Consider the following 20,117-nt stretch of genomic DNA (forward strand, 5'->3'; position numbering starts at 1 on the left):
TTTACTCAAATATAATGAAGGATGGAATAGACCAGGACGGTGATACCACTGCCGAGAACCGCGCCGGTAATCAGCGAGGCGATCTCGCTCTTCTCGCGATCGTACAGAATGAACATCATCTGGAGCGACAAGCTGTAGCCGAGCAGCGCGATGAGCGTATGCGTCGTCAGCAGCGTCACCCATGTCGAGATCGAAAAGGATACTGCGGCGACCAGACTCGGCTTCACCGGCCGTGCAAGCCGTTTGTGCGCGAATCGGTTCTGGAGCACGATGACGAGCATCGCCACCAGCGCCACAAGCGTCCAGATGAGCGCCGGCGAGACGCCCTCGCCGTGCGGGCCGGTATGGCGAATCAGCCGGTCGATCGGCTCGTAGAACACGATCATGCCCGTAACGGCGGCAAAAACCGCAGACACAAGTACGGAGGCTGCGGCTACGTCTTTGGCAATTTTGGCAAGCGGATGCCGGTCCGGCATCGCCAGATCGACCGCTTTCTCAACGGCCGTATTGATCAGTTCCGTGACGATGACGAGTGTAACGGCCAGCAGAATGAACAACAGCTCTACCTTGGGCAGTTCGAACACGAGGGCCAGGATGAACGTCAACAAGCCTACGGAAAAGTGGAACTGCATGTTAGGCTGCGTCGTTAACGCATATTGCAATCCTTCATAAGCGTATCGAAAGCTTCGGCGGAACCGTTTGCCGTCCTTCAACGCGTCAACCCCGCTTTGAGCAGCACCTGCTCCTGCTTCGCGAACATTTGCTTCTCCGAAGCTTCATCCTGATGGTCGTACCCTAACAGGTGGAGGAAGCCGTGCACGAACAGGAACCCCAGCTCCCGTTCGATCGAATGCCCGTATTCCTCGGCTTGGGCGATGGCGGTCGGGACCGAAATGATGATGTCGCCGAGCGGTTCCGGGAATTCATCATCGTCGTCGTCATCGCCGGCATCGGCCGACTCGCCCTCGTCCGACTCGTCGCTCTCTTCCTCGTCGTCGTCCCATTCGTCCGCATCGTCGTCCGAGCCGTAGACGATCTCGATCTCCTCGGGACTGGCCTCGAGCATCGAGAAGCTCAGCACGTCGGTCGGGCGGTCAATGCCGCGGTATTCCTTATTCAACGCGTGAATCGTCTCGTCGTCGACGAAGCTGAGGGCGACCTCCCCCGCGTTCACATCCTCCTGCTCGCCTGCGAGCTTCAGCAAGAGCTCCAGCTTCGCTATCAGCTCATCCGTAATGGCGAGCGCTTCTTGATCGTTCGAGATTTCCAGTTTCAGCTTCATGCCGTTCCCGCTCCCTTCGTCGCACTGCCCGCCGGCACATCGCTCGGGTATTCGATCCGCGAGTGGAAAATGCCGAGCAGCGTCTCGTTCAGCGTCTTTGCGATCGTGTCCAGCTCCTTCAGCGTCAGATCGCACTCGTTGAACTGGCCGTCGTCGAGCCGCTCCTTAATAATTTTACGCACCATCGTGTCGATCTGCTCGATCGTAGGGCTGCGAAGCGACCGTACGGCCGCCTCCACCCCGTCGGCGATGCCGACGATCGCCGCTTCCCGCGATTGCGCCTTCGGCCCCGGATAGCGGTAGTCCTCTTCCGTGATCGGCTCTTCACCCGCCGCCGACTCGGGATCGGCCTCCCGCTGTTTGAGCGCCTTATGGTAAAAATATTTGAGCAATGTGGTCCCATGATGCTGCTCGGCGATATCCCGAATCGGCTTCGGAATGCGCATTTCCTTCAGCATCTCCACGCCGTCTCTCGCATGCGCCACGATAATCGACTTGCTGAGCGCCGGCTCAATCCGGTCGTGCGGATTCTCCATATTCATCTGATTCTCGATAAAATAGCTCGGCCGCCGCGTCTTCCCGATGTCGTGATAGAACGAACCGACCCGGCAGAGCAGGCCGTCCGCGCCGACCGATTCGGCCGCCGCCTCCGACAAATTGCCGACCATCACGCTGTGGTGGTACGTCCCCGGCGTCTCCGTCAGGAGCTTGCGCAGCAGAGGATGGTTCGGGTTCGACAATTCGATCAGCTTGAGCGGGGACAAAATGCCGAACGAAGCCTCGAAGAACGGCATAAGCCCGATGACGAGAACCGCGGTCAGGATCCCGGCCGCAATCGCGAAGCTCGTCGAGAACAGCAGCTCGTTGCGCGTATAGTCGTTCTCCAGCAGAATAAGCGAAGCCGACGCAATCGCCCCCGACAAAGAGGCCATAATGCCCGCCTTCAAGATCGACGAGCGCTGGTTGGCCCGCTGGATGGCGAACACCGCCGTGAGGCCGACGACAAGCGAGACGAAGCCGTACCGGTAATCGAACATCTCGTCCGTCTTGATATTGTAGACGACGCTGGAGATGATGCTGAAGATCACAGCCGAGATCACCGCCAGCGGTAAATCGAGCAGCAAGGCGATCAGCATCGTGCCCATCGCGATCGGCGCCAAATAGCCGACGTACGGATACTCCAAATTTTGTCCCAGCGCCACAATTTTCATTCCGACGATGTTCAGCACATAAATGACGAGCAGCATGAACAGCTGGGCGTTGTTCTGCTGAATCGGCAGCGTACTGTTCCGAATGAACATATACAGCCCGCAGGCGAGCAGCGCCACTGTCACGATGAGACCGAGCTGGGGCCAATAGTTCACTTTGTCCTTCAACAGCCCCGCCGTCTTGAGCCGCTGGTACAGCTCCTCGCTGATCTGCTCGCCCTTGTGCACGAGCACGTCGTCCTTATTGATATAGACCGGCTTCGTGTTGTCCCGGGCCTTCGCCTTCTCCTCGTCCGTCGCCTGCTGGTTCAGGAACCGGTTCGGCGTCAGCACGAAACGGGCGATCTCCTGCACGAGCTCGCGGTTCGTGTTCTTCGTCAGCGACGACGTATTGACGAGCTCCGCCACCTTCGCCCGCGCGGTCTGCGCGTTCTGGATCTGATCCGACATGAGGCGGCTAACGATATCGCGGGTGACCGGCTCCATCACGCTCAGGTCCTCTTTGGTCAGCCGGGGAAACTTGAAGTACACTTCCTCCGGAATTTTGTACTGTTGCTCCTCCAGCCGGGCTTTCATCTCCGCGACGAACATATCGTTCGGGAGACCGGCCGTAGCGCTCTTATACAGCGACGCGATATGCTCCTGGTACAAGGACGGGAACACGGTGCGGAATACGCTTACCTTGTCGCTTAATGCCTCGTCGTTGTTGATCTGGCGCAGCTTCTCGAACACCGTCTCCACGAGCACCTCGTTCTTCATCGAGACGATCGTATAGACGGGCTGCACCTTCTTGGCGGCTTCTTCCTTGGCCTTCTGGGTCTCGATCCCGTTCTCCATCTGCATGGGCGCCAGAATCGTACGGTCGCTCGCCATGCCGAGCTGGAGATCGTAGCGCTGGGGAATCCATTTGCCCGACAAAGCCATATAGAACAGAAAAGCCAGCCCGACGAACAGGATGACTCGAATGCCTACACTGTACTTCCAACCGTTCAGACGGTAAGAAAACGATTTGCCGTTCGTGGAAAAACGCCCATTGCGACTCACAACGTTCAATCCCCTCTGTTCATCCCCGAGAGCCGGTCCCGGTTAGCCTTGATCCTGCTCCTGTTGGTAGGCCATGATGATTTTTTGCACCAATGAATGGCGGACAACATCCTGCTCGCTGAAATGAACGATGCCGATCTCCTCGATCGAGCTCAGAATATGCTGGGCTTCGACAAGACCGGAGTTTTTGCCCCTAGGCAAATCGATCTGCGTGACGTCCCCTGTAATGACCATCTTCGAGCCGAAGCCGAGGCGGGTGAGAAACATCTTCATCTGCTCTTGGGTCGTATTCTGCGCCTCGTCGAGGATGATGAACGAATCGTCTAGCGTGCGTCCCCGCATGTAAGCGAGCGGCGCGATCTCGATCAACCCGCGCTCGAGCGACTTCGCCACTTGGTCCGGCCCCAGCACATCGTTAAGAGCATCATACAACGGACGCAAGTAAGGATCAACTTTTTCCTGCAGATCGCCGGGCAGGAAGCCGAGGCTCTCCCCCGCTTCAACCGCCGGCCGGGTGAGCACGATGCGCTTCACTTGGCCTTCCTTGAGCGCCATGACAGCCAGCACGACCGCGAGATACGTCTTCCCTGTGCCTGCCGGGCCGATACCGAATACGATGTCTTTCTTCTTGATCGTCGCCACATAGTGACGCTGCCCGATCGTCTTCACGCGAATCGGCTTGCCCTTGAAGGTGACACCGATCTCGCCGCGCAGCAGATCAAGCAATTGATCCGCCTTCAGCTCCTTCGCCAGCTCGATCGCATAGTGCACGTCGCGCTCGTTCAAGGCGTAGCCTCCGCGGATCAATTGTAGCAGCACGTCGAACAGCTGTTCCAGCCACGCGGTCTCAGCAGGCTCCCCCTGAATGACCAGCTCGGCTTCCCGGCTGAAGATGTGCGCGCTTGTCTTGCTCTCTATCAACCGCATGAATTTGTCCTGCGGACCGAACAGGGCGAGCCCCTCCGCAGCATTCTTGAGCGTTAGCTTAATCCCGTTCCCATTCACTCTCTCTGTCAATATCTCAATCTCCTTCAGTTCACAATCGGCTGCTCCACGGCAATATTTCGCTCTATCTCGAAAAGGACTTTCATATAAACTTTACCATTGTCCGACTTTTCATGCAAAAGAATCTTTTCTCCCCGCAGGACGGCGTCTTGGCCGGCTGCCGCCACCACCTCCGAACGCGCTTGCTCGAGAGCAAGCCGTTCGCCCTCCTCCTGCGTCAGCTGCGTCTCCTCCAACCGGGACTCCATCACCTTTTCTTTCAACCAGCCGATGGGCAGCACATAGTTGCGCCATTGCACGATTTTACGCTCGCCGTGAACCTCGAATTGCTCGAACGGAAGCTTGCCGTACCCCGACACTTGAAGCCCGCGGCTGCCAATCACGAGATAGGAACGGGTTTTGGACTCGCCTGTGTATACTTTTTGCTTCAAGACGAGAGGGGTTTCCACCGTCGCCTCCTGCCAGACGATTCCCCGGACCGTACCGCGTGCCACGACGATCTGCCGGTTCGCGTCATCGCCGATGATGCCGGAGATCAGGACATCCCCTTTTTTGACGTTCGAATTCACCTTGGCCACCGGCTTGCCCGTCTCGGCGAAAATGTGCGTGATCGTCGCATTGTGAGACGCCACGAGGTTGCGCGGACTCATAAGAGGCCCCCGATCCGGGCGCGTCGCCTCCACGACCTTGATCTGAACCTTCGTGCCGTGCACCTCCACGCCAACCCAGGAAACACCCTGCAGCTGCGCGTGGATCGTACGAGCAAGCATGTCCGGCTCCTTCATGCGGAATTTCCATTGGAACCGGTACAGACCTTGCTCCTTCGCCGCTTGCAAAATATCGCTTTTGGCAACCGAGACGTTGCCCTCCACATCGATCCTCCAGACGAGCGAGGACAGCAAGTACAGGCACACGACGAAGACGGCGAGCCCGATCGCGAACGTCTTGCGCTTGCCCAGTTTGTCCATCGCAAAAGGAAGCCCGTACCGCGCGGTCACATGAATCTTGGAGCTTGTCTGCCTGAGCAACGGCCGCAAACGGAAAAAGTCGCGAAGCACCACGAAAAACCGAACCGTATGCTCGTCCGTTCTGCGAATGTCCCACACTACGAACCGCTTTTCGATAAGCGCATTGAGCAGCCGCTCCAACTGCTCCCCCCGCACGTCCACCGCCACATAACCGCGCATGCGATTCCAAAACGTCGCTTTCACCGCGCCCGTCCTCCTCCTTCATCTCTCCGAATAGCGAATGTCCGCTATAATGCCCTCTATGAACACTTCCTCCGGCAGGATCGCCCGGATGACGAGCTGCTTGCCCAGCACCTCCAGCGTCCCTTGGCTCAAATGCAGTTTAAGCTGCTCGCTGGAAAAATGTGCGACCCCGCGATGATTCTCGATGTACAGCTGACGGTTGCCAATCATCGTGAACCGGGGGAGGTCGTACACCACATCGTGAGGAAGATCGAGCATTTTGGCCGTCCATTTGCTAAGTCTTTTGTTCAAGCGCAGCATGTATGCCCTTCTCCCCCTCTTGGCTGTAATGCCCAGCTTTTTACACCATATGCGGAGAGGACGGCATTTATAACAGCAGCCGGGCCGGGAGCGGCGATTCGGCTGTAAAGAGAAAACAAGCAGTTCCACCGATAACGTGGAACTGCTTGTCTTTACGCTAGAGGGCCTTTTACGGCCGCAGACGGATTATTCTATCGTCACCCTGCGTCGGATTGCCCCGGCCGTCGCGGTTGTTCGTCAGCACGTAGAGGGAGCCGTCCGGCCCCTCGGTCACGCTGCGGACCCGGCCCCACTCGCCCTTGTAGAGCTTCTCCACCTTCTCGACCTTCGTGGGATCTCCTTCTTTCAGATTCACCTTGAGCAGCTGTTCGCCGCGGAGGTTCGCGACGAGCAGCGAGCCCGCCCACGGGCCCTTCGTCACGAACGTCATGCCGGAAGGGGCCCAAGTCTCCGTGCCGCTGTGGACGAGCGGAGGGCGCAGTTTGACGTTCGCCGGGACCGGCGTCCCCGGCTTCGGCACGGTGGCGTCGCCCTCTATGAGCGGCCAGCCGTAATTCGCGCCGGCCTCGATCAGATTGATCTCGTCGTGCGCGGATTGGCCGTGCTCGGAGCTGTACAGCTTGCCCGTCTTCGGGTTCCACGCGAGCCCTTGCGGGTTGCGGTGTCCCCAGCTGTACACCGGCGAGCCCGGGAACGGGTTGTCCGCCGGGATCGTCCCGTCTGGGCCTATCCGCATAATCTTCCCGGCGCGGCTGTTCAGGTCCTGCGACAGCTTGGGGTCCTGGGCGTCGCCGATCGTGAAATACAGCTTCCCGTCCGGCCCGAAGCGGATTCGGCCTCCGTCGTGGTTCGACTGTCCGGGCATGCCGTCGATCAGCACTTTGTCGATGGCAGCCTTGTTGTCCCGCTCCACGAGCCGCACGACCCGATTGCGCAGCGCGCCGTTCTCCTCGTATGTATGGTACACATACAAGTAATGGTTGCGCGCGAAGTTCGGGTCGGCCGCGATGCCGAGAAGCCCGCTCTCCCCCTTGCTCTGGAACGGCCCCGCCGTCCGGAGCGAGAGCACGGGCTCCGCCGCGAGGCGGCCCTGGTCAATGACGCGGATCGTCCCGGGGCGCTCCGTCAGGAACACGCGCCCGTCCGGGACGAACGCCATGTCCCACGGAACGTCGAGCCCTTGGGCGAACACTTCCGCCCGGTACTCCGTCCCGCTCTGAACCGGGGCGGCGGTGTCCCGGGACAGCGGACGCTTGCAGCCGCCGCCGAAAACAACGAGCGCCGCAAGCATCACGGCTGCGGCGCTAAGGTGTAAAGTTCTCATACACGATCACTTCCTGTATGAATATGGTTTGCGCGCTCGCGGCGGGCCGAGAATCTCGGCCCACACGACGCCCCGGCGCACCGCGTCCGCATCCGCTTCGAGGCGCGCCGCGTCCGCTTGTTCGCGTGCCGCCGGAGCCGGCTCGCTCTTCGCGGCGGCGGCCAGGCTGCCGCGCTCAGCCGGCGCGGCTACGAGCGGCTCGCGCACATAGGCGGCCGGGCCGGCGGAGCCGACGCTCATCGCCCGCGGCTGCTCAGCCGCCGGGCGCTCGGCCGCCGCTGTGCGCTCCTCGTCCCGCGCGCGGCGGCCCGGCAGCCACGTGCCCGGCTCGCGGTCGTCCGGCCCGCCGCCGAACGTCGGCATGCGCGATGTGCGCGTCCGCCCAGGCTTGCGCCCGGCCTTCGATCGCTGCCGCATCGTGAGCAGGAAGCCGACGATGACGATAACCCAGTAGATGTTGCTCAAGAGAAACTCCAGTATTCGCATGGTCCCGCCTCCTCCCCGGACTTTGCCTCCAGTCCCGATCGGCTCATTCTACTCGTTCTTGTCCGTCGGAGTCGTCTTGCCGATCGACGAGCGCATCTGGGTGTCGGCCTCAATGTTGCGCAGGTTCATGTAATCCATGACGCCCATCTTGCCTTCGCGCAGTGCTTCCGCCATCGCCAGCGGCACCTGCGATTCCGACTCGACGACGCGGGCGCGCATCTCGACGACCTTCGCCTTCATCTCCTGCTCCTGGGCGACGGCCATGGCCCGGCGCTCCTCGGCCTTCGCCTGGGCGATCCGCTTGTCGGCTTCCGCCTGCTCCGTCTGCAGGTGGGCGCCGATGTTCTTGCCGACATCCACGTCCGCGATATCGATGGATAGAATCTCGAACGCCGTACCGGCGTCCAACCCTTTGCCGAGCACGGTCTTCGAGATCATGTCCGGATTCTCCAGCACGTTCTTGTGCGATTCGGACGAGCCGACGGTCGTGACGATCCCCTCGCCGACACGGGCGATGATCGTTTCTTCTCCCGCGCCCCCGACGAGCCGGTCGATGTTCGCCCGCACCGTCACCCGGGCCCGGACCTTCACTTCGATTCCGTCCTTCGCCACGGCGGCGACGACCGGCGTCTCGATCACTTTCGGGTTGACGCTCATCTGCACGGCCATGAGCACGTCGCGGCCGGCCAAGTCAATGGCCGCCGCCCGCTCGAAGCCCAGCGGGATGTTCGCCCGTTGGGCCGCGATGAGCGCGTTCACGACCCGGTCGACGTTGCCGCCGGCCAAGTAGTGGCTTTCCAGCTGGTTGATCGTTAGGCCCAGTCCGGCCTTGTGCGCCTTAATGAGCGGATTGACGATCCGGCTCGGAATCACGCGGCGCAGCCGCATGGCCACTAGCGTGAAAATCCCTACGCGCACCCCTGACGCCAAGGCGGAAATCCAGAGCATGACAGGGACAAAGCTTAAAAATACCGACAATACGATAATCGCAAGCGCGATAATTAACAACAAGGTAATCGTAGGATCCATCTGTTCGAAACTCCTCCTCAAACTATAGTATTGCCTAAAGTTCCGCTGCCGGCTTCACGACAACGCGTACGCCCTCGACTTTTACGACGCGGATGCGAGTATTCACGGGGATGAACTCCCCCTCGGTCACCACATCGACTCGCTCGCCCCCCAGCTCCGCCGTACCGGCAGGCCGGAGCGGCGTTACGGTGATGCCTTCGGCGCCGAGCCAATGCTCCTTGGACGATTGCGATACGTAGCCCTGCTCGGTCGTAAGCGAGTCCTTCAGGATGAACCGGTTCCAGATGCCGCGATGCTTGAACACCCGGATGAATACCGCCACGACGATCACCGCCAGCACGAACGCGATGCCAAGCGAGAGCAGTGCATTTTGCGTATCGAACGCCGCCATAACCACACCGCTAATAATCGAGACAATGCCGATGATACCTAACACGCCGAAGCTGGGCACGAACATTTCCACGACCAGCAGGACGATTCCAATGACGAACAGAATCACATCCTCACCCCCCGCGAAGCCGGCCACATAGTGGCCGAAGAAATACAACCCGAACCCGGCGATCCCAAGCAGCCCCGGCAGGCCGAAGCCCGGAATGAACAGCTCGATGAGGACGCCGGCAATGCCGATCAAGAGCAAAACGGTCGCCGTCGCCGGATGCACGAGGAACCGCGCCAGCTTCTCGAAAAACGTCGGTTCGAAACGGAGAATCTCGGGATCCTGCACCCCGGCCCGGGCGATCGCGTCGTTCAAGTCCGACGTCACTTGCTCCGCGTATCCGACCTTAAGCGCTTCCTCCGCCGTCAAGGAGACGATCTCGCCCTTGGCCGACGTCCGCTGCAGCTCCGGCATCTCCACTACAAGGTTCTTGTCGACCATCCCTTCGGCAATCTTAGGATTGCGCCCTCTCAGCTCCGCGGCAGCCCGCATCTCGCTCGCCCAGTGGGAGACGATCTTGGCCGACTCCACCTCTTTGCCGCTGCCGTCCACGACCGCCGCCGCCCCGATCGAGCTGCCCGGTTCCATGACGATCCGGTTCGCGTTCAGCGCGATGTAGCTGCCGGCCGATACTGCCCGGCCATGGACGAAGGCCAGCGTCTCGACCGGACTTTGCCGGATGAGCCGCCCGATCTCCTCCGCGGAGTCGACCCGGCCGCCCAATGTGTCGATGTCGAGCACGATCAGCCTCGCCTTCGCCTCCTCCGCGTCGCGAAACGCCCGTTCCAGGAAGCTCTGCAAGCCGCTCTCCACCGTTTGCTTCACGGGAACGACGTAGACGAGCCTGCCGCCGGATTTGGACGCGTCTGCCGCAGGTGCCTGCGGGGCCGCAACATCCGCGAACGCGGGAAGCGTTCCCATCAGTACGAGCCATATGGCAATTCCTACGCCCATCCACCGTCCGATCAACTGACGGACCGGTCTCATACGCATGCCACTCCTCCTTTATGACCTCTCTATGTAAGGTATTACGTGAACGGGGAAGAAATGTTTCAATTGAGAAGACACCCTGGAGGTTCGAGTATCCGCAATCAAGCCACGTTGTTATCGCAGCTTTACTTGCATGTCCATCATTCTTGAGCTTCGCTCAAAGAGTATCCATTCTTGTTCAAAAAGGGCTGCCGCTTTCGCGACAGCCCCCTTGTTACCATTCATAGGCTTTATTGCTTGTTTAGCTGAGCAGCTTTTGAACCGCTTGGTTCACCAGCTTGCCGTCGGCACGGCCCTTGACCTTGGGCATCAGAGCAGCCATGACTTTTCCGATCTCCGCTTTGGAAGAAGCACCCGTCTCCTGGATGGTCTGTTGTACGATGACATTGATCTCTTCTTCGGTTAATTGCTGCGGCAAATAGGCGGTAATGATGTCAATTTCCTGCTTCAGATTATCGACCAAGTCCTCTCGGCCGGCCTTTTGAAATTCTTGGAGGGAGTCTTTGCGTTGTTTAACCTCACGACTGAGAATATCAAGCACTTCATTGTCATCAAGCGTTCTCTTCATATCTATCTCAACATTCTTAATCGCCGATCGAACCATGCGGATGACGGAGAGTTTGAACTTGTCCTGATTTCTCATCGATTGCTTCATATCTTCGTTCAATCGTTCGCTTAAGCTCATTCCAAAAAAATCCTCCTAGAACTTTCTCTTGCGAGCAGCCTCCGACTTCTTCTTGCGCTTAACGCTAGGCTTCTCATAGTGCTTGCGCTTCTTAACCTCAGCCAGGACGCCGTCCTTAGCGATGGAACGCTTAAAGCGACGAAGTGCAGCATCGATCGTTTCATTTTTGCGAACACGAGTTTCAGACACTAGTTTTTCCCTCCCTCCGAACAGACCGTCCCAAAAACCCAGAACACGGTTATCAAACTACATTATATAGGAAACGGAATTAGGGTGTCAACCTGACGCCCCAACCTTATTTTCCCGAAGCTATTCCCGTTCCGGGCGATGGCCTTCGGCCCTAGGGGTGCTTGACGTTCAGCCCGCCCAGCTTCTCTCCGCCGAGCAAGTGCACGTGCAGATGGTACACCACTTGTCCCCCGTCCGGACCGCAATTGTTGATCAGCCGATACCCGCCTTCCGCCACACCGAGCTCGCGTGCGATCGCGGGAGCGGCCAGCAGCACTTCGCCCAGCACCTCGCGGTCTTCAGGCTGCATCTCGTTCGCAGAGGCGATATGCTTCTTCGGGATGATCAGCACATGAACGGGAGCGGCCGGTTGAATATCGTGAAAGGCCAGCACATGCTCGTTCTCGAACACTTGGCGGGAAGGGATCTCTCCGCGTACGATTTTGCAAAAGATACAATCCGTCATCTTCAACAACCGCTCCTTACTTATTATAGGGTCTAGAACAGGCGCAACAAGACGTTGGACATAAACTCCATCTCGAGCTTCTCCGTCATGAAGTCGGACGCCATCTTCTGCTGCTTGTTCAGCAGCGCCTCGTTCCCGGGATCTTGCTGCAGCTGATGCTCGGTCGTAATGAGCATATCGCGGAGCCAGAGCAATTCCTCCTGCTGCTCCTGAATCGTCTTCAGCAGCTTCTCGATCTCCTCGGCTTCGAGGATGAACTCGACCAAGTAATTGTAGCTTTGGGCGAAGAACTGCTCGCCGGCGTAATAAGGCTCTTCCGCATAGTTGGCTTGCAAGTATTGCTGCAGCGCCATCCCGATGAAGTGAGCGACCGTATCCGGGCGGCAATTCAGCTTCAGGTAGCGGAGGAAGCCTTGCGGCGTACGCTCGTCCTTATTGCTCAGGTCGGGCTCCCGCTCGTACGTCTCCTTGAAAATATGGATGAGCAGCTTAAGCTCCGTACCTAAGTAAATGTTATGCACGATCAGCTCGCGCAAGTCGTCGACAAGCCCTTCGATCTGTTCGAGCGTTTCGGAATAATGCACGATTTGACGGTGCAGCAGCTGCTTGTAATTGAGCATTTCTTCATACTCGGCTTCGCTCTCGACTTTGGAGACGAGCCCGAACAAGCTGCGTTTCAAAATGACAACGTTGTCGTCGTCGGCAAACAGCGGATTGCCGATCAATTGCTCATCTTCTCTCATGAAGCGGTCGACGAGGATGCTGATATCTTCGATCGTGTTGTATTTGGCGTTAGCTGACATGGAAATGAGGAACTCCCTCCAGACAAAATTAAAAGACCTTTTATCATCATAACAGAAATGGGACGCGCTTGCAGGAAATGTTGCCGGATGGCAGGATGTTAGGGCAATTCCATTATAGACCGCCGGTCTAATTTGAAGTACAATGATCGTATATTGTGACAGAGGAGTGAAGCCGATTGAACTTCATGCGCGCCTCTACCCGAAAAAAACGCGATCACGTCATGGAAGTGGCGTTGCGCTTGTTCATCGATCGGGGATACGACAACGTCTCGGTCGACGACATTATTGCCGCTACGCACTCGTCCAAAGGGACGTTTTACCACTATTTCAACAGCAAAGAGGACATTCTGGCCCAAGTCGGGGAACGGCAGAAGTCGGTCATTCACACTTGGCTGCGGGAGACGCCTACCCATGTAGTCTCGCTCGAGAGCCATGTGAACCGGTTGTTTTTAGACTTGGCGTCTACAATCGGGTCGTACCCCAGGCTCATCCGCAGCATGAACGCATTGGCCTTGCGCAACGAGCTGATGGCCAAGCGGCATCAGGAGCACCTGGCTTATTTGACCGACAGTCTGCTCCGTTGGCTTCCGGACCGGCGTAAAGTCGAGCTGCTCGTCTCGGCGTATACCGGGATCGTCGCCCTATGGTGCCAGACGGACGAGACCGATCTGGAGCCGCGTATCCGCGAGCAATTTTCACTGTTGTGGGCCGGGCTGCGGTCCGGCAATTCCGCGGAGCCTTTGCTCGTTGCGGCCAAATTGAAGGAGGAACGGAAAATGAAAGTCGCAGTAATCGGAGGCGGACTCGCCGGACTAACGGCAGCCGCTTATTTGTCGGGAGAAGATTCCGTCGAAGGAATTTTGTTCGAACGGAGTCCGCAGCTCGGAGGCCGTGCGTTCACATACGAGAAAGCGGGATTTACGCTGAATTACGGCGCCCACGCGATCTACGGCATTGACCGGCACAAGCTTACCGTCATGGAGAAGGAACTGGGGCTGTCATTCAGCAGTAAACAAGTCGACAAGCGCAAGGTGTTCTACGAAAAGAACGACCAGCTGACCGAGGCGCCGCTCGATTTTGTCAACCTGCTCAAAACCGATCTGCTTAGTCCGATGCAAAAAATGCGGTTCGCCGGCGAAATCACCGCCATTATCGCGAACATTCATCAATTGAAAAATTACCGCACCCTGGGCGACTACTTAGCCTACGCGGATGCCGACGAGGACCTGAAGGAGCTGTGGGAGCATCTCGTCTGCTCGAACTTCTTCATCACTCCGGAGGACGCCCGCCAAGTGTCCGGAGCCGTCATCAGCGAATACTATCACAACCTGTTCCTCTCCAGCAAGCCGGTCAACTACGTGCTCGGCAGCTGGGCGGTTATCACCAATCAATTGAAGCAAAAGCTCGAAGTATCCGGTCGGTGGGCGATCGCCTTGCAAGAAGGGATCGATTCGATCCGTTATGAAGGCGGGAAGTTCGTACTGACCACCAAGAACCGCGAGGAAAGCTTCGACCGGATCGTCTTCGCGATGCCGGTCCAGCAAGTGGCGAAGCTACTGAAGGGCACGGCATGGGAACCGTTCCTCGCACCGTACGAGAACAACACCGCCACCGAGGTGATGGTGTACGATATAGGCCTCAAGCGAGTCGTGGCGCGTCCGTTCTCCTACATCAGCGATATGAACAACAAGCTGTTCATCAGCGACGTGTCGGCGACCGATCATACGCTCGTGCCGGAGGGCGGCCAGCTGCTGCAGGGGATCGCCTACCTGCACGACAACTTCCATGAAGACGCGGACCGCAAGGCGTACCTCGACCAGAAGACGCTGCAGATGGAGCAGCTGTTCGACCGGCATTATCCGGGCTGGAGGGACGAAGTCGCGGTGAAGCGCGTGTCCAAGAAGGCGATGGTGTCGAGCGTCAAAAACGTGCATACGAACCGGCTGCTGCCGAACCGGGTCGAGAACGTCCCGTTCTACTTCTGCGGCGACGGCTGCATGGGCAAGGGCGAGCTGGCGGAGCGTGCGTTCTCCAGCGCCCGGAACGTGGCGCAGCTCATCTTGCGCGATGTGAAGCAACCGGTGGGTGTATAAGGCCGTTTCGGGGCCAAAACGAACAAGGCTGCAAGACAGGAAAATCTGTCTTGCAGCCTCTTTGTTTTGTGGCCGTGCGCGAACTGCAGCTTTAGCTGTGAGCGCCGGCTCCCGCTTTGGCATCCAATGCCTTAAGCACCTTCACGGCCGCACGCGCAATTTCGTCCGCTTCTTCATCGGTGAGGATCGGACTGATCAGCGTAATCGTGATGCGGCCCAGCAAGTCTACGCACTTCGGGCACATGTCTTCCGTGTAGATGACCGGTTTCTTAAAAGGATAGTTGTAAGGAAAATTATCCTTCTCCGCCGTCCTCTGCTCGAAGAAGCAAGGAATCTTATACACCGGCACGCCGTCGTACATCGAATGAGTAGACACATTCTCCGCTTTCATGGCACTTGCGTACGCACGGGCCCGTTCAAGTGTGGGATGGACGATGCCAAGCACGCAGCCGATATCTCCGTCGTCGTCCGCAGCTGCGCGGAACTTCACGTCCGGCAGCTCGGCGGCGATGGCGGCGCGGATGTTGCGGTGATGCTTCCTCATCGTCCCGATAATCGTGCCGAGCTTCTTCCACTGCTCGATCATGACCGCGCCGGTCAATTCGCTCATCCGGTAGTTTTGCCCCGACATCACGAACTTCGGATCGATCTGGTAGCGGTCCTTATCCCGGAAGCTGCCTTGGTCGTGATAGCGTACGGCCCGCTCGAACAGCTCGGGATTCGATGTGACGACCGCGCCGCCCTCCCCTGCCGTGAGCATTTTATTCATTTGGAAGCTGAACACCCCGATGTCGCCGATCGTGCCGCAGATGCGCCCTTTGTAAGTACAGCCTTGGGATTGGGCCACGTCTTCGATGACATACAGATCGCGCTTTTTGGCGAACGCCATGATTTTATCCATATCGCAAGCGCTGCCATTAATATGCACGACGATGATCGCTTTGACCTCCTCGTCGTATACCCGTTCCAGATCGTCCGGATCCATGTTGAGCGACTCGTCCATGTCCACGTAGACGGGTACGGCATTGCTGCTGACGACGGCTCCCGCGGTCGCTACGAACGTATTGGCCGGAACGATAACCTTGTCGCCGTAGCCGATGCCAAGCGCCTTCATCGCCACGACCAAGCCGGCCGTGCAAGAGGTGACGCCCAAGACGTAAGGGATATTCAGATCCTTGGCAATCAAGTCCTCCAGCGTCTGCACCGCGTATTGCATGTTCGGGCCATAGTAACGGAACGGGGACTGGGCGGCCAGGACGTTCGAGACCGCGTTCGTCTCCTCTTCCCCGATCAGCATCGAGCCTCGGAATGGCGGAGGCAAAGGCTTGCTCCGGACCGGTGTTCCTCCATCAATCGCTAATTTTTCCATGGGAGTACCTCCTCGAAGTGCATGCTCAGCCTAAGTTTACTGCAACCGAAGCGCCAATTTATATGGCGTGAAACGCAGAAATATGGGAAAAACGATTCCATACGGAGCTTAGGATACGTAAAAACCGCCGGACAGCTCCGGCGGTTTCCTTATGACATCAGAATAAATCTTATTCCGGCAAGTTCAGATCGTTTATTGCTTCGGCCGTAAAAGTCGGGGTGAATTCGATCGCTAAGAGATAACCCGCATATACGAATTCCAGCCGGGTGCAATCCGCGTTCCAGCGGTGAGGTGTACCCGTCTGCTCGAAACTTGCGGAGATTGTTCCAATGAAGTTCAAATCGGCTGCCCCCCACACTACCTTCACGCGTGGCGGTAAAGCTACCATTTCGATCGGAATCCACCTGCGCTGAGTAGAGACCACTACGGCATGAGCAGTACCGCCTCTTGCGAATGCGAAGTCATCGCCGAGCTGGAAGAGGGCGAAGTTCAATCGGTTCTGTAACCAGGCTGCCGCTGCTCTCACATCTTCCACCGGGAGACCTACCTCTCGCAAATATAGATGGCGCAGCGGCCCTTCAGTCTCGAACACATGCTCGTTCACATACCCATGAGCGATCCACTCGAGCAAATGCCCGTCCCCATCCCGATAATACACGTTGCATCCACTGTCGAAGGATTTGACGGTGTCCCCGTCCGGCCACACTAGCGGCGGCCCGAGACGGGACTGCAGCTCTGCAACGACTTGATCGAACGCCGACATCGGCACCTCGAAGGCCAGATGAGCCGGCGCCAGAGGTTCGAACGACAATTCAAACGTTAAACGGCTAAAAGATTGGATCCGAAAGGAGATGCGCTCCTTCGTTTCCTCTAGTACCTTAAAACCCAACCTGCCATAAAACTGCTTGACTCCAGCAATCGAAGGTGTCGGCAAAGTCACGTCCGCGAAGTGGGTAATCATCTTTGTTCCCAATCCTGTCTTCGCTGCTTCAACAGCTTGCTGAGCTCGATCAGCTCAGCGCCGATCGTCATGAACCGCAGCTGCATCGCGGGATCGCGGAACTCCCCGTTCGGCTTGAACTCGGTCGTGCCCGGGATCGAGCCGAACACCGGAACGACCCAGCCGTGCAGGCTGCGCACCATACTTTGCATCGCCGACAAAGTGGTCATCGACGAAGGGCCGCCGGTGGCGGAGATCAAGGCGACGGGCTTGTTTTTGAATTGTCGGCCACCCACCCACTCCAACGCATTTTTGAACGCCCCGCCCATCATGTTGTGATATTCCGGGCTTCCCAGTACGATTCCGTCCGCTTCATCCATCAAGCTGATGAACCGGTATACGTTCTCGTCCGCCAGCTGGTCCCGGCGTTCGGGATGGAATAAAGGCAGCGGCGTGTCTCTCAAATCGAACAAGACCGTCTCCGCCCCGTGTTCCGCCGCATGGTCGAGCACCGCTTTTACCCCTTTATACGTATTGGAAGTCGACGATAAGCTTCCATTCAATCCTACTATTCTCATAGTCTCCGCCTCCTGATCGTAGTGGAGCGTCTCTCTCGCTCCTTCTACTCCCATCTTAGCGGAGGGCCGCCGGGAAAACTTCGGCATATCGCCGTAGCCGCCCCTACACAAATAGGTCCCCCCGAAGGCGGACCTCTCTAAGACTATCGATGTAGACCCGAGCTAAGCCTGCACGTACCCGTGCTTCACGGCGAACAGCGCCGCCTGCGTCCGGTCGTCCAGCCCGAGCTTCCCGAGGATGCTGCTCACGTGGGTTTTGACCGTCTTCTCCGCGATTACGAGTGTGGCGGCAATCTCCTTGTTGCTCTGCCCGGAAGCGATCAGTACCAGCACCTCCAGCTCCCGCTGGGTCAGCGTCTCGGCGCCCGTCTGCGGCGGCGGCGCGTCGGCCGGCGCGGAACCGGCGGCAGGCGAGCCGGCCTTCCCCGCGACGAGAAGCTTCGCGATGCTCGGATTCAGCTGCACATTGCCGTGGTAGGCCCCGCGGATCGCCTCGACCAGCTGGTCGGGCTCCATGTCCTTCAGCAAATACCCGACCGCGCCCGCTTGAAGACAAGCCAGCACGTGATCATGCTCGGCGAAGCTCGTCAATATTAATATTTTCAGCTCCGGCTGCTGCTCGATTAGTCGCTCCGTCGTCTCGATGCCGTTCATCCCCTGCATGAGCAAATCCAGCAGCACGAGCTGCGGCTTCAGCTCCGCGGCGAGCCGCAGCGCCTCTTCCCCGCTGCGGGCGAAGCCGACCACCTCGAGATCGGCCTGCATATTCAGGAAGAAACCGAGCCCTTTCAAGACGACCGCGTGGTCGTCCACGAGTAACAAGTTGATCTTCATTGGATTCCGCCTTTTTCCATGCATAGATTAGGAGGGAATTGGTCGGCGATCGGCAGCTCGGCGACCACGACCGTACCCTGGCCGGGTTTCGACGCTATATGCACGAACCCGCCTACGAGGGCGGCCCGCTCTTGCATCCCGTTCAGCCCTAAGCCGCCCTTACAGGAGACGTTCGGGTGCAGGCCGTCCCGGTCGAAGCCAGCCCCGCGATCCGCGACCTTGAGCCGCACCTTGTCTTCCCCGTAAGCGATCGTAATCTCCGCTTCCGGCGATCCGCTGTGCTTGCTCGCATTGTTCAACGCTTCTTGCCCGATGCGCCAGAGCGCTTCCTCAATGAGCTGCGGAAGCTCACCCAGCCCGCTCACCTCGGTACGTACCGTCAGCCCGAGCCGCTCCCCGTACTGGGCGAGCCCGGTGATAAGCCCTTGCTCGAGCCCGGGCGGACGCAGCTGCCAAATAAGCGAGCGCATCTCCTGGAGCGCATGCTGGGATAGCGTCTGCAGCTCCTGCAGCGCTTCGCGCAGCAGCGTCTGGTCCGCATCCGGCAGCGACTCCGCCCCGCGGGCGGTAACGCTGAGGGAGAACAACGTCTGGCTGACCGAATCGTGCAGATCGCGCGCCAGCTTGTGGCGTTCCTCCTGGCGGGTCAGCTCCCGCCGCTGCAGCACCAGTCGAGCTTTGTCGATGCTTAGCGCAATTTGTCCGCCGAGCGCTTCGAGCACTTCGACATCCAGCTCATCGAACGCCCCGGGCCGTTCATCCGTAACGAGCAGCACGCCGTAGGCGATATCGGACCGGTACAGCGGCACGGCAATGGCCGATCGGAACAGGTCGACGCCGACTTCTTCAAGCTCCTCGTACTTCTCCTTGTTATGGATCATAAGAACGGTGTTCAGGGTGCTCATCGCATCGCTGACCGGCCCGGCGTCCAGAAGACGCAGCTTCTGACGGCTGCTCGCGATCCGTCCTTCTGCCGCCGAGTAGCGGGCGCGGATGTACAGCTCGTTGCCCTCGCGCAGGAACAGTGCGGTGTGCGCCCATTCGAACGCAGTACCGATACGCTCCGCGATCAGCTCCGACACGACCCCGGTCTCCATCGTTTCCGCGATCCAGCCGGACACTTCGCTCAGCCGGGTCATGCGGGTCGCCCGCCTCCGTTCGGCCTGGAACAGCATCGTTCGTTTCACCGCCGAGCCGATCTGATAGGCGACCGCCTGCAGAAGGGCGAGCTCCTCCGAATCGAAGTGCCGCTTCCCCGGAGCCGCTACATTCAGCACCCCGATCAGTTCGTCGCCGGCTTTGAGCGGGATGGAGGCGTGATGGGAAATTTGCTGCGTATCGCCCCACTTGTATTTCTCGGCGTTTTCTATCCGTTTGCACGACAATATATTCACGGCCCGGCTCAGCCGGCCGTCCCACAACCGTTCCAGACACCAGCAGCTGCCCGAGCACATCGGCGCATCGCCGCCCCAGCTTAGGGCCGGAGGGAGACCGACACGAGAGACGAACGAAAAATCTGGCTCCTGCCGCGCGAGGAAAATCCACCCCGTGGGAAGGCCGGTCACTTGAAGAAGCTGAGTCAATACGGCCTGCAGCATCTCTTCCGTCTCGTTCGAGCGATTCAGCGTCTCGGAGATGCTCTGCAGGGCGAGAAGCTCTTGCTCACGGCTAGTCGGTTGCATGAAGTCCCTCCTGTTTCTTACTAGAAAGTATAGCACGAGCACGGGCGGCGAGTAAGCGCAGCCGGAGTCCTATGGGATTCGACAGCGATCTACAAAAGGTCATTCGACAAAAACTATAGTTTTG

20 protein-coding genes are annotated in these 20,117 nt (G+C 58.6%); 1 reads left to right on the forward strand and 19 read right to left on the reverse strand.

What is annotated here, in order from left to right:
- Positions 1–5: 5 nt before the first annotated feature.
- The 14 genes from ACI5FR_RS11605 to ACI5FR_RS11670 all read right to left on the reverse strand — a co-directional run bounded on the left by ACI5FR_RS11605 (position 6) and on the right by ACI5FR_RS11670 (position 12,497).
- Positions 6–713, reverse strand: a complete 708-nt coding sequence (locus ACI5FR_RS11605; RefSeq protein WP_405454552.1) for a diacylglycerol kinase — start codon at positions 711–713, stop codon at positions 6–8.
- The gene (ybeY, locus tag ACI5FR_RS11610; RefSeq protein ID WP_405454554.1) at positions 710–1,282 is read right to left on the reverse strand and encodes an rRNA maturation RNase YbeY; all 573 of its coding nucleotides are present in this window, start codon (positions 1,280–1,282) and stop codon (positions 710–712) included. The genes ACI5FR_RS11605 and ybeY overlap by 4 nt, the downstream gene beginning before the upstream one ends.
- Entirely contained in the window at positions 1,279–3,534 is a 2,256-nt protein-coding gene (locus ACI5FR_RS11615) for an HD family phosphohydrolase (RefSeq protein WP_405454556.1), read from the reverse strand. The genes ybeY and ACI5FR_RS11615 overlap by 4 nt, the downstream gene beginning before the upstream one ends.
- A 42-nt stretch (positions 3,535–3,576) precedes the next feature.
- Complete coding sequence (locus ACI5FR_RS11620) at positions 3,577–4,551, reverse strand: PhoH family protein (protein WP_405454558.1); 975 nt, start codon at positions 4,549–4,551, stop codon at positions 3,577–3,579.
- Positions 4,552–4,565: 14 nt separating this feature from the next.
- Positions 4,566–5,750 (reverse strand): sporulation protein YqfD, encoded by a 1,185-nt coding sequence (yqfD, locus tag ACI5FR_RS11625; RefSeq protein ID WP_405454560.1) that lies wholly within the window; start codon positions 5,748–5,750, stop codon positions 4,566–4,568.
- Between the two features lie 18 nt (positions 5,751–5,768).
- Positions 5,769–6,050, reverse strand: a complete 282-nt coding sequence (gene yqfC, locus ACI5FR_RS11630; RefSeq protein ID WP_405454562.1) for a sporulation protein YqfC — start codon at positions 6,048–6,050, stop codon at positions 5,769–5,771.
- A gap of 169 nt (positions 6,051–6,219) precedes the next feature.
- Positions 6,220–7,374 (reverse strand): PQQ-dependent sugar dehydrogenase, encoded by a 1,155-nt coding sequence (locus ACI5FR_RS11635; protein ID WP_405454563.1) that lies wholly within the window; start codon positions 7,372–7,374, stop codon positions 6,220–6,222.
- Positions 7,375–7,380: 6 nt separating this feature from the next.
- On the reverse strand, positions 7,381–7,860 hold the full coding sequence (locus ACI5FR_RS11640) for a hypothetical protein (protein ID WP_405454564.1): 480 nt from the start codon (positions 7,858–7,860) through the stop codon (positions 7,381–7,383).
- 48 nt (positions 7,861–7,908) lie between these two features.
- Positions 7,909–8,889 carry a flotillin-like protein FloA gene (gene floA / locus ACI5FR_RS11645; RefSeq protein WP_405454566.1) on the reverse strand — a complete coding sequence of 327 codons (981 nt, stop codon included), beginning with the start codon at positions 8,887–8,889 and terminating at the stop codon, positions 7,909–7,911.
- Between the two features lie 34 nt (positions 8,890–8,923).
- Positions 8,924–10,318 carry an NfeD family protein gene (locus ACI5FR_RS11650; protein ID WP_405454568.1) on the reverse strand — a complete coding sequence of 465 codons (1,395 nt, stop codon included), beginning with the start codon at positions 10,316–10,318 and terminating at the stop codon, positions 8,924–8,926.
- Between the two features lie 238 nt (positions 10,319–10,556).
- Positions 10,557–11,000 (reverse strand): GatB/YqeY domain-containing protein, encoded by a 444-nt coding sequence (locus tag ACI5FR_RS11655; RefSeq protein WP_405454570.1) that lies wholly within the window; start codon positions 10,998–11,000, stop codon positions 10,557–10,559.
- A 15-nt stretch (positions 11,001–11,015) separates the two neighbouring features.
- A complete protein-coding gene (rpsU, locus tag ACI5FR_RS11660) occupies positions 11,016–11,189 on the reverse strand; it encodes a 30S ribosomal protein S21 (protein WP_010491812.1) in 174 nt (57 codons plus the stop codon).
- Between the two features lie 151 nt (positions 11,190–11,340).
- Complete coding sequence (locus ACI5FR_RS11665) at positions 11,341–11,694, reverse strand: histidine triad nucleotide-binding protein (protein ID WP_405454573.1); 354 nt, start codon at positions 11,692–11,694, stop codon at positions 11,341–11,343.
- Between the two features lie 32 nt (positions 11,695–11,726).
- Positions 11,727–12,497 carry a hypothetical protein gene (locus tag ACI5FR_RS11670; RefSeq protein ID WP_405454574.1) on the reverse strand — a complete coding sequence of 257 codons (771 nt, stop codon included), beginning with the start codon at positions 12,495–12,497 and terminating at the stop codon, positions 11,727–11,729.
- A gap of 185 nt (positions 12,498–12,682) precedes the next feature.
- Here ACI5FR_RS11670 and ACI5FR_RS11675 point away from each other — a divergent pair, with 185 nt between their 5' ends.
- The gene (locus ACI5FR_RS11675) at positions 12,683–14,590 is read left to right on the forward strand and encodes an FAD-dependent oxidoreductase (RefSeq protein ID WP_405454732.1); all 1,908 of its coding nucleotides are present in this window, start codon (positions 12,683–12,685) and stop codon (positions 14,588–14,590) included.
- Positions 14,591–14,681: 91 nt separating this feature from the next.
- Here the strand turns inward: ACI5FR_RS11675 and ACI5FR_RS11680 are convergent, their stop codons facing one another.
- The 5 genes from ACI5FR_RS11680 to ACI5FR_RS11700 all read right to left on the reverse strand — a co-directional run bounded on the left by ACI5FR_RS11680 (position 14,682) and on the right by ACI5FR_RS11700 (position 19,993).
- Positions 14,682–15,959 carry a DegT/DnrJ/EryC1/StrS family aminotransferase gene (locus tag ACI5FR_RS11680; RefSeq protein WP_405454576.1) on the reverse strand — a complete coding sequence of 426 codons (1,278 nt, stop codon included), beginning with the start codon at positions 15,957–15,959 and terminating at the stop codon, positions 14,682–14,684.
- Between the two features lie 169 nt (positions 15,960–16,128).
- Positions 16,129–16,920: a VOC family protein gene (locus ACI5FR_RS11685; protein WP_405454578.1), complete on the reverse strand. Its 792-nt coding sequence runs from the start codon at positions 16,918–16,920 to the stop codon at positions 16,129–16,131.
- Positions 16,917–17,477: an NADPH-dependent FMN reductase gene (locus ACI5FR_RS11690; RefSeq protein WP_405454580.1), complete on the reverse strand. Its 561-nt coding sequence runs from the start codon at positions 17,475–17,477 to the stop codon at positions 16,917–16,919. The genes ACI5FR_RS11685 and ACI5FR_RS11690 overlap by 4 nt, the downstream gene beginning before the upstream one ends.
- Before the next feature lie 162 nt (positions 17,478–17,639).
- Positions 17,640–18,311: a response regulator gene (locus tag ACI5FR_RS11695; RefSeq protein WP_405454581.1), complete on the reverse strand. Its 672-nt coding sequence runs from the start codon at positions 18,309–18,311 to the stop codon at positions 17,640–17,642.
- Complete coding sequence (locus tag ACI5FR_RS11700) at positions 18,308–19,993, reverse strand: sensor histidine kinase (RefSeq protein WP_405454582.1); 1,686 nt, start codon at positions 19,991–19,993, stop codon at positions 18,308–18,310. The genes ACI5FR_RS11695 and ACI5FR_RS11700 overlap by 4 nt, the downstream gene beginning before the upstream one ends.
- Positions 19,994–20,117: the final 124 nt, after the last annotated feature.

This window comes from Paenibacillus sp. HJGM_3 (assembly GCF_045062745.1).
In the GTDB taxonomy this organism is placed as follows: Bacteria; Bacillota; Bacilli; order Paenibacillales; family NBRC-103111; genus Paenibacillus_AA.

Excerpts from the sequence above, each read along its gene's own strand:
- ybeY (WP_405454554.1), bottom strand. The coding sequence starts at position 1,282 with ATGAAGCTGAAACTGGAAATCTCGAACGATCAAGAAGCGCTCGCCATT.
- yqfC (WP_405454562.1), bottom strand. The coding sequence starts at position 6,050 with ATGCTGCGCTTGAACAAAAGACTTAGCAAATGGACGGCCAAAATGCTC.
- ACI5FR_RS11635 (WP_405454563.1), bottom strand. The coding sequence starts at position 7,374 with ATGAGAACTTTACACCTTAGCGCCGCAGCCGTGATGCTTGCGGCGCTC.
- ACI5FR_RS11640 (WP_405454564.1), bottom strand. The coding sequence starts at position 7,860 with ATGCGAATACTGGAGTTTCTCTTGAGCAACATCTACTGGGTTATCGTC.
- floA (WP_405454566.1), bottom strand. The coding sequence starts at position 8,889 with ATGGATCCTACGATTACCTTGTTGTTAATTATCGCGCTTGCGATTATC.
- ACI5FR_RS11650 (WP_405454568.1), bottom strand. The coding sequence starts at position 10,318 with ATGCGTATGAGACCGGTCCGTCAGTTGATCGGACGGTGGATGGGCGTA.
- ACI5FR_RS11655 (WP_405454570.1), bottom strand. The coding sequence starts at position 11,000 with ATGAGCTTAAGCGAACGATTGAACGAAGATATGAAGCAATCGATGAGA.
- ACI5FR_RS11665 (WP_405454573.1), bottom strand. The coding sequence starts at position 11,694 with ATGACGGATTGTATCTTTTGCAAAATCGTACGCGGAGAGATCCCTTCC.
- ACI5FR_RS11670 (WP_405454574.1), bottom strand. The coding sequence starts at position 12,497 with ATGTCAGCTAACGCCAAATACAACACGATCGAAGATATCAGCATCCTC.
- ACI5FR_RS11675 (WP_405454732.1), top strand. The coding sequence starts at position 12,683 with ATGCGCGCCTCTACCCGAAAAAAACGCGATCACGTCATGGAAGTGGCG.
- ACI5FR_RS11680 (WP_405454576.1), bottom strand. The coding sequence starts at position 15,959 with ATGGAAAAATTAGCGATTGATGGAGGAACACCGGTCCGGAGCAAGCCT.
- ACI5FR_RS11685 (WP_405454578.1), bottom strand. The coding sequence starts at position 16,920 with ATGATTACCCACTTCGCGGACGTGACTTTGCCGACACCTTCGATTGCT.
- ACI5FR_RS11690 (WP_405454580.1), bottom strand. The coding sequence starts at position 17,477 with ATGAGAATAGTAGGATTGAATGGAAGCTTATCGTCGACTTCCAATACG.
- ACI5FR_RS11695 (WP_405454581.1), bottom strand. The coding sequence starts at position 18,311 with ATGAAGATCAACTTGTTACTCGTGGACGACCACGCGGTCGTCTTGAAA.
- ACI5FR_RS11700 (WP_405454582.1), bottom strand. The coding sequence starts at position 19,993 with ATGCAACCGACTAGCCGTGAGCAAGAGCTTCTCGCCCTGCAGAGCATC.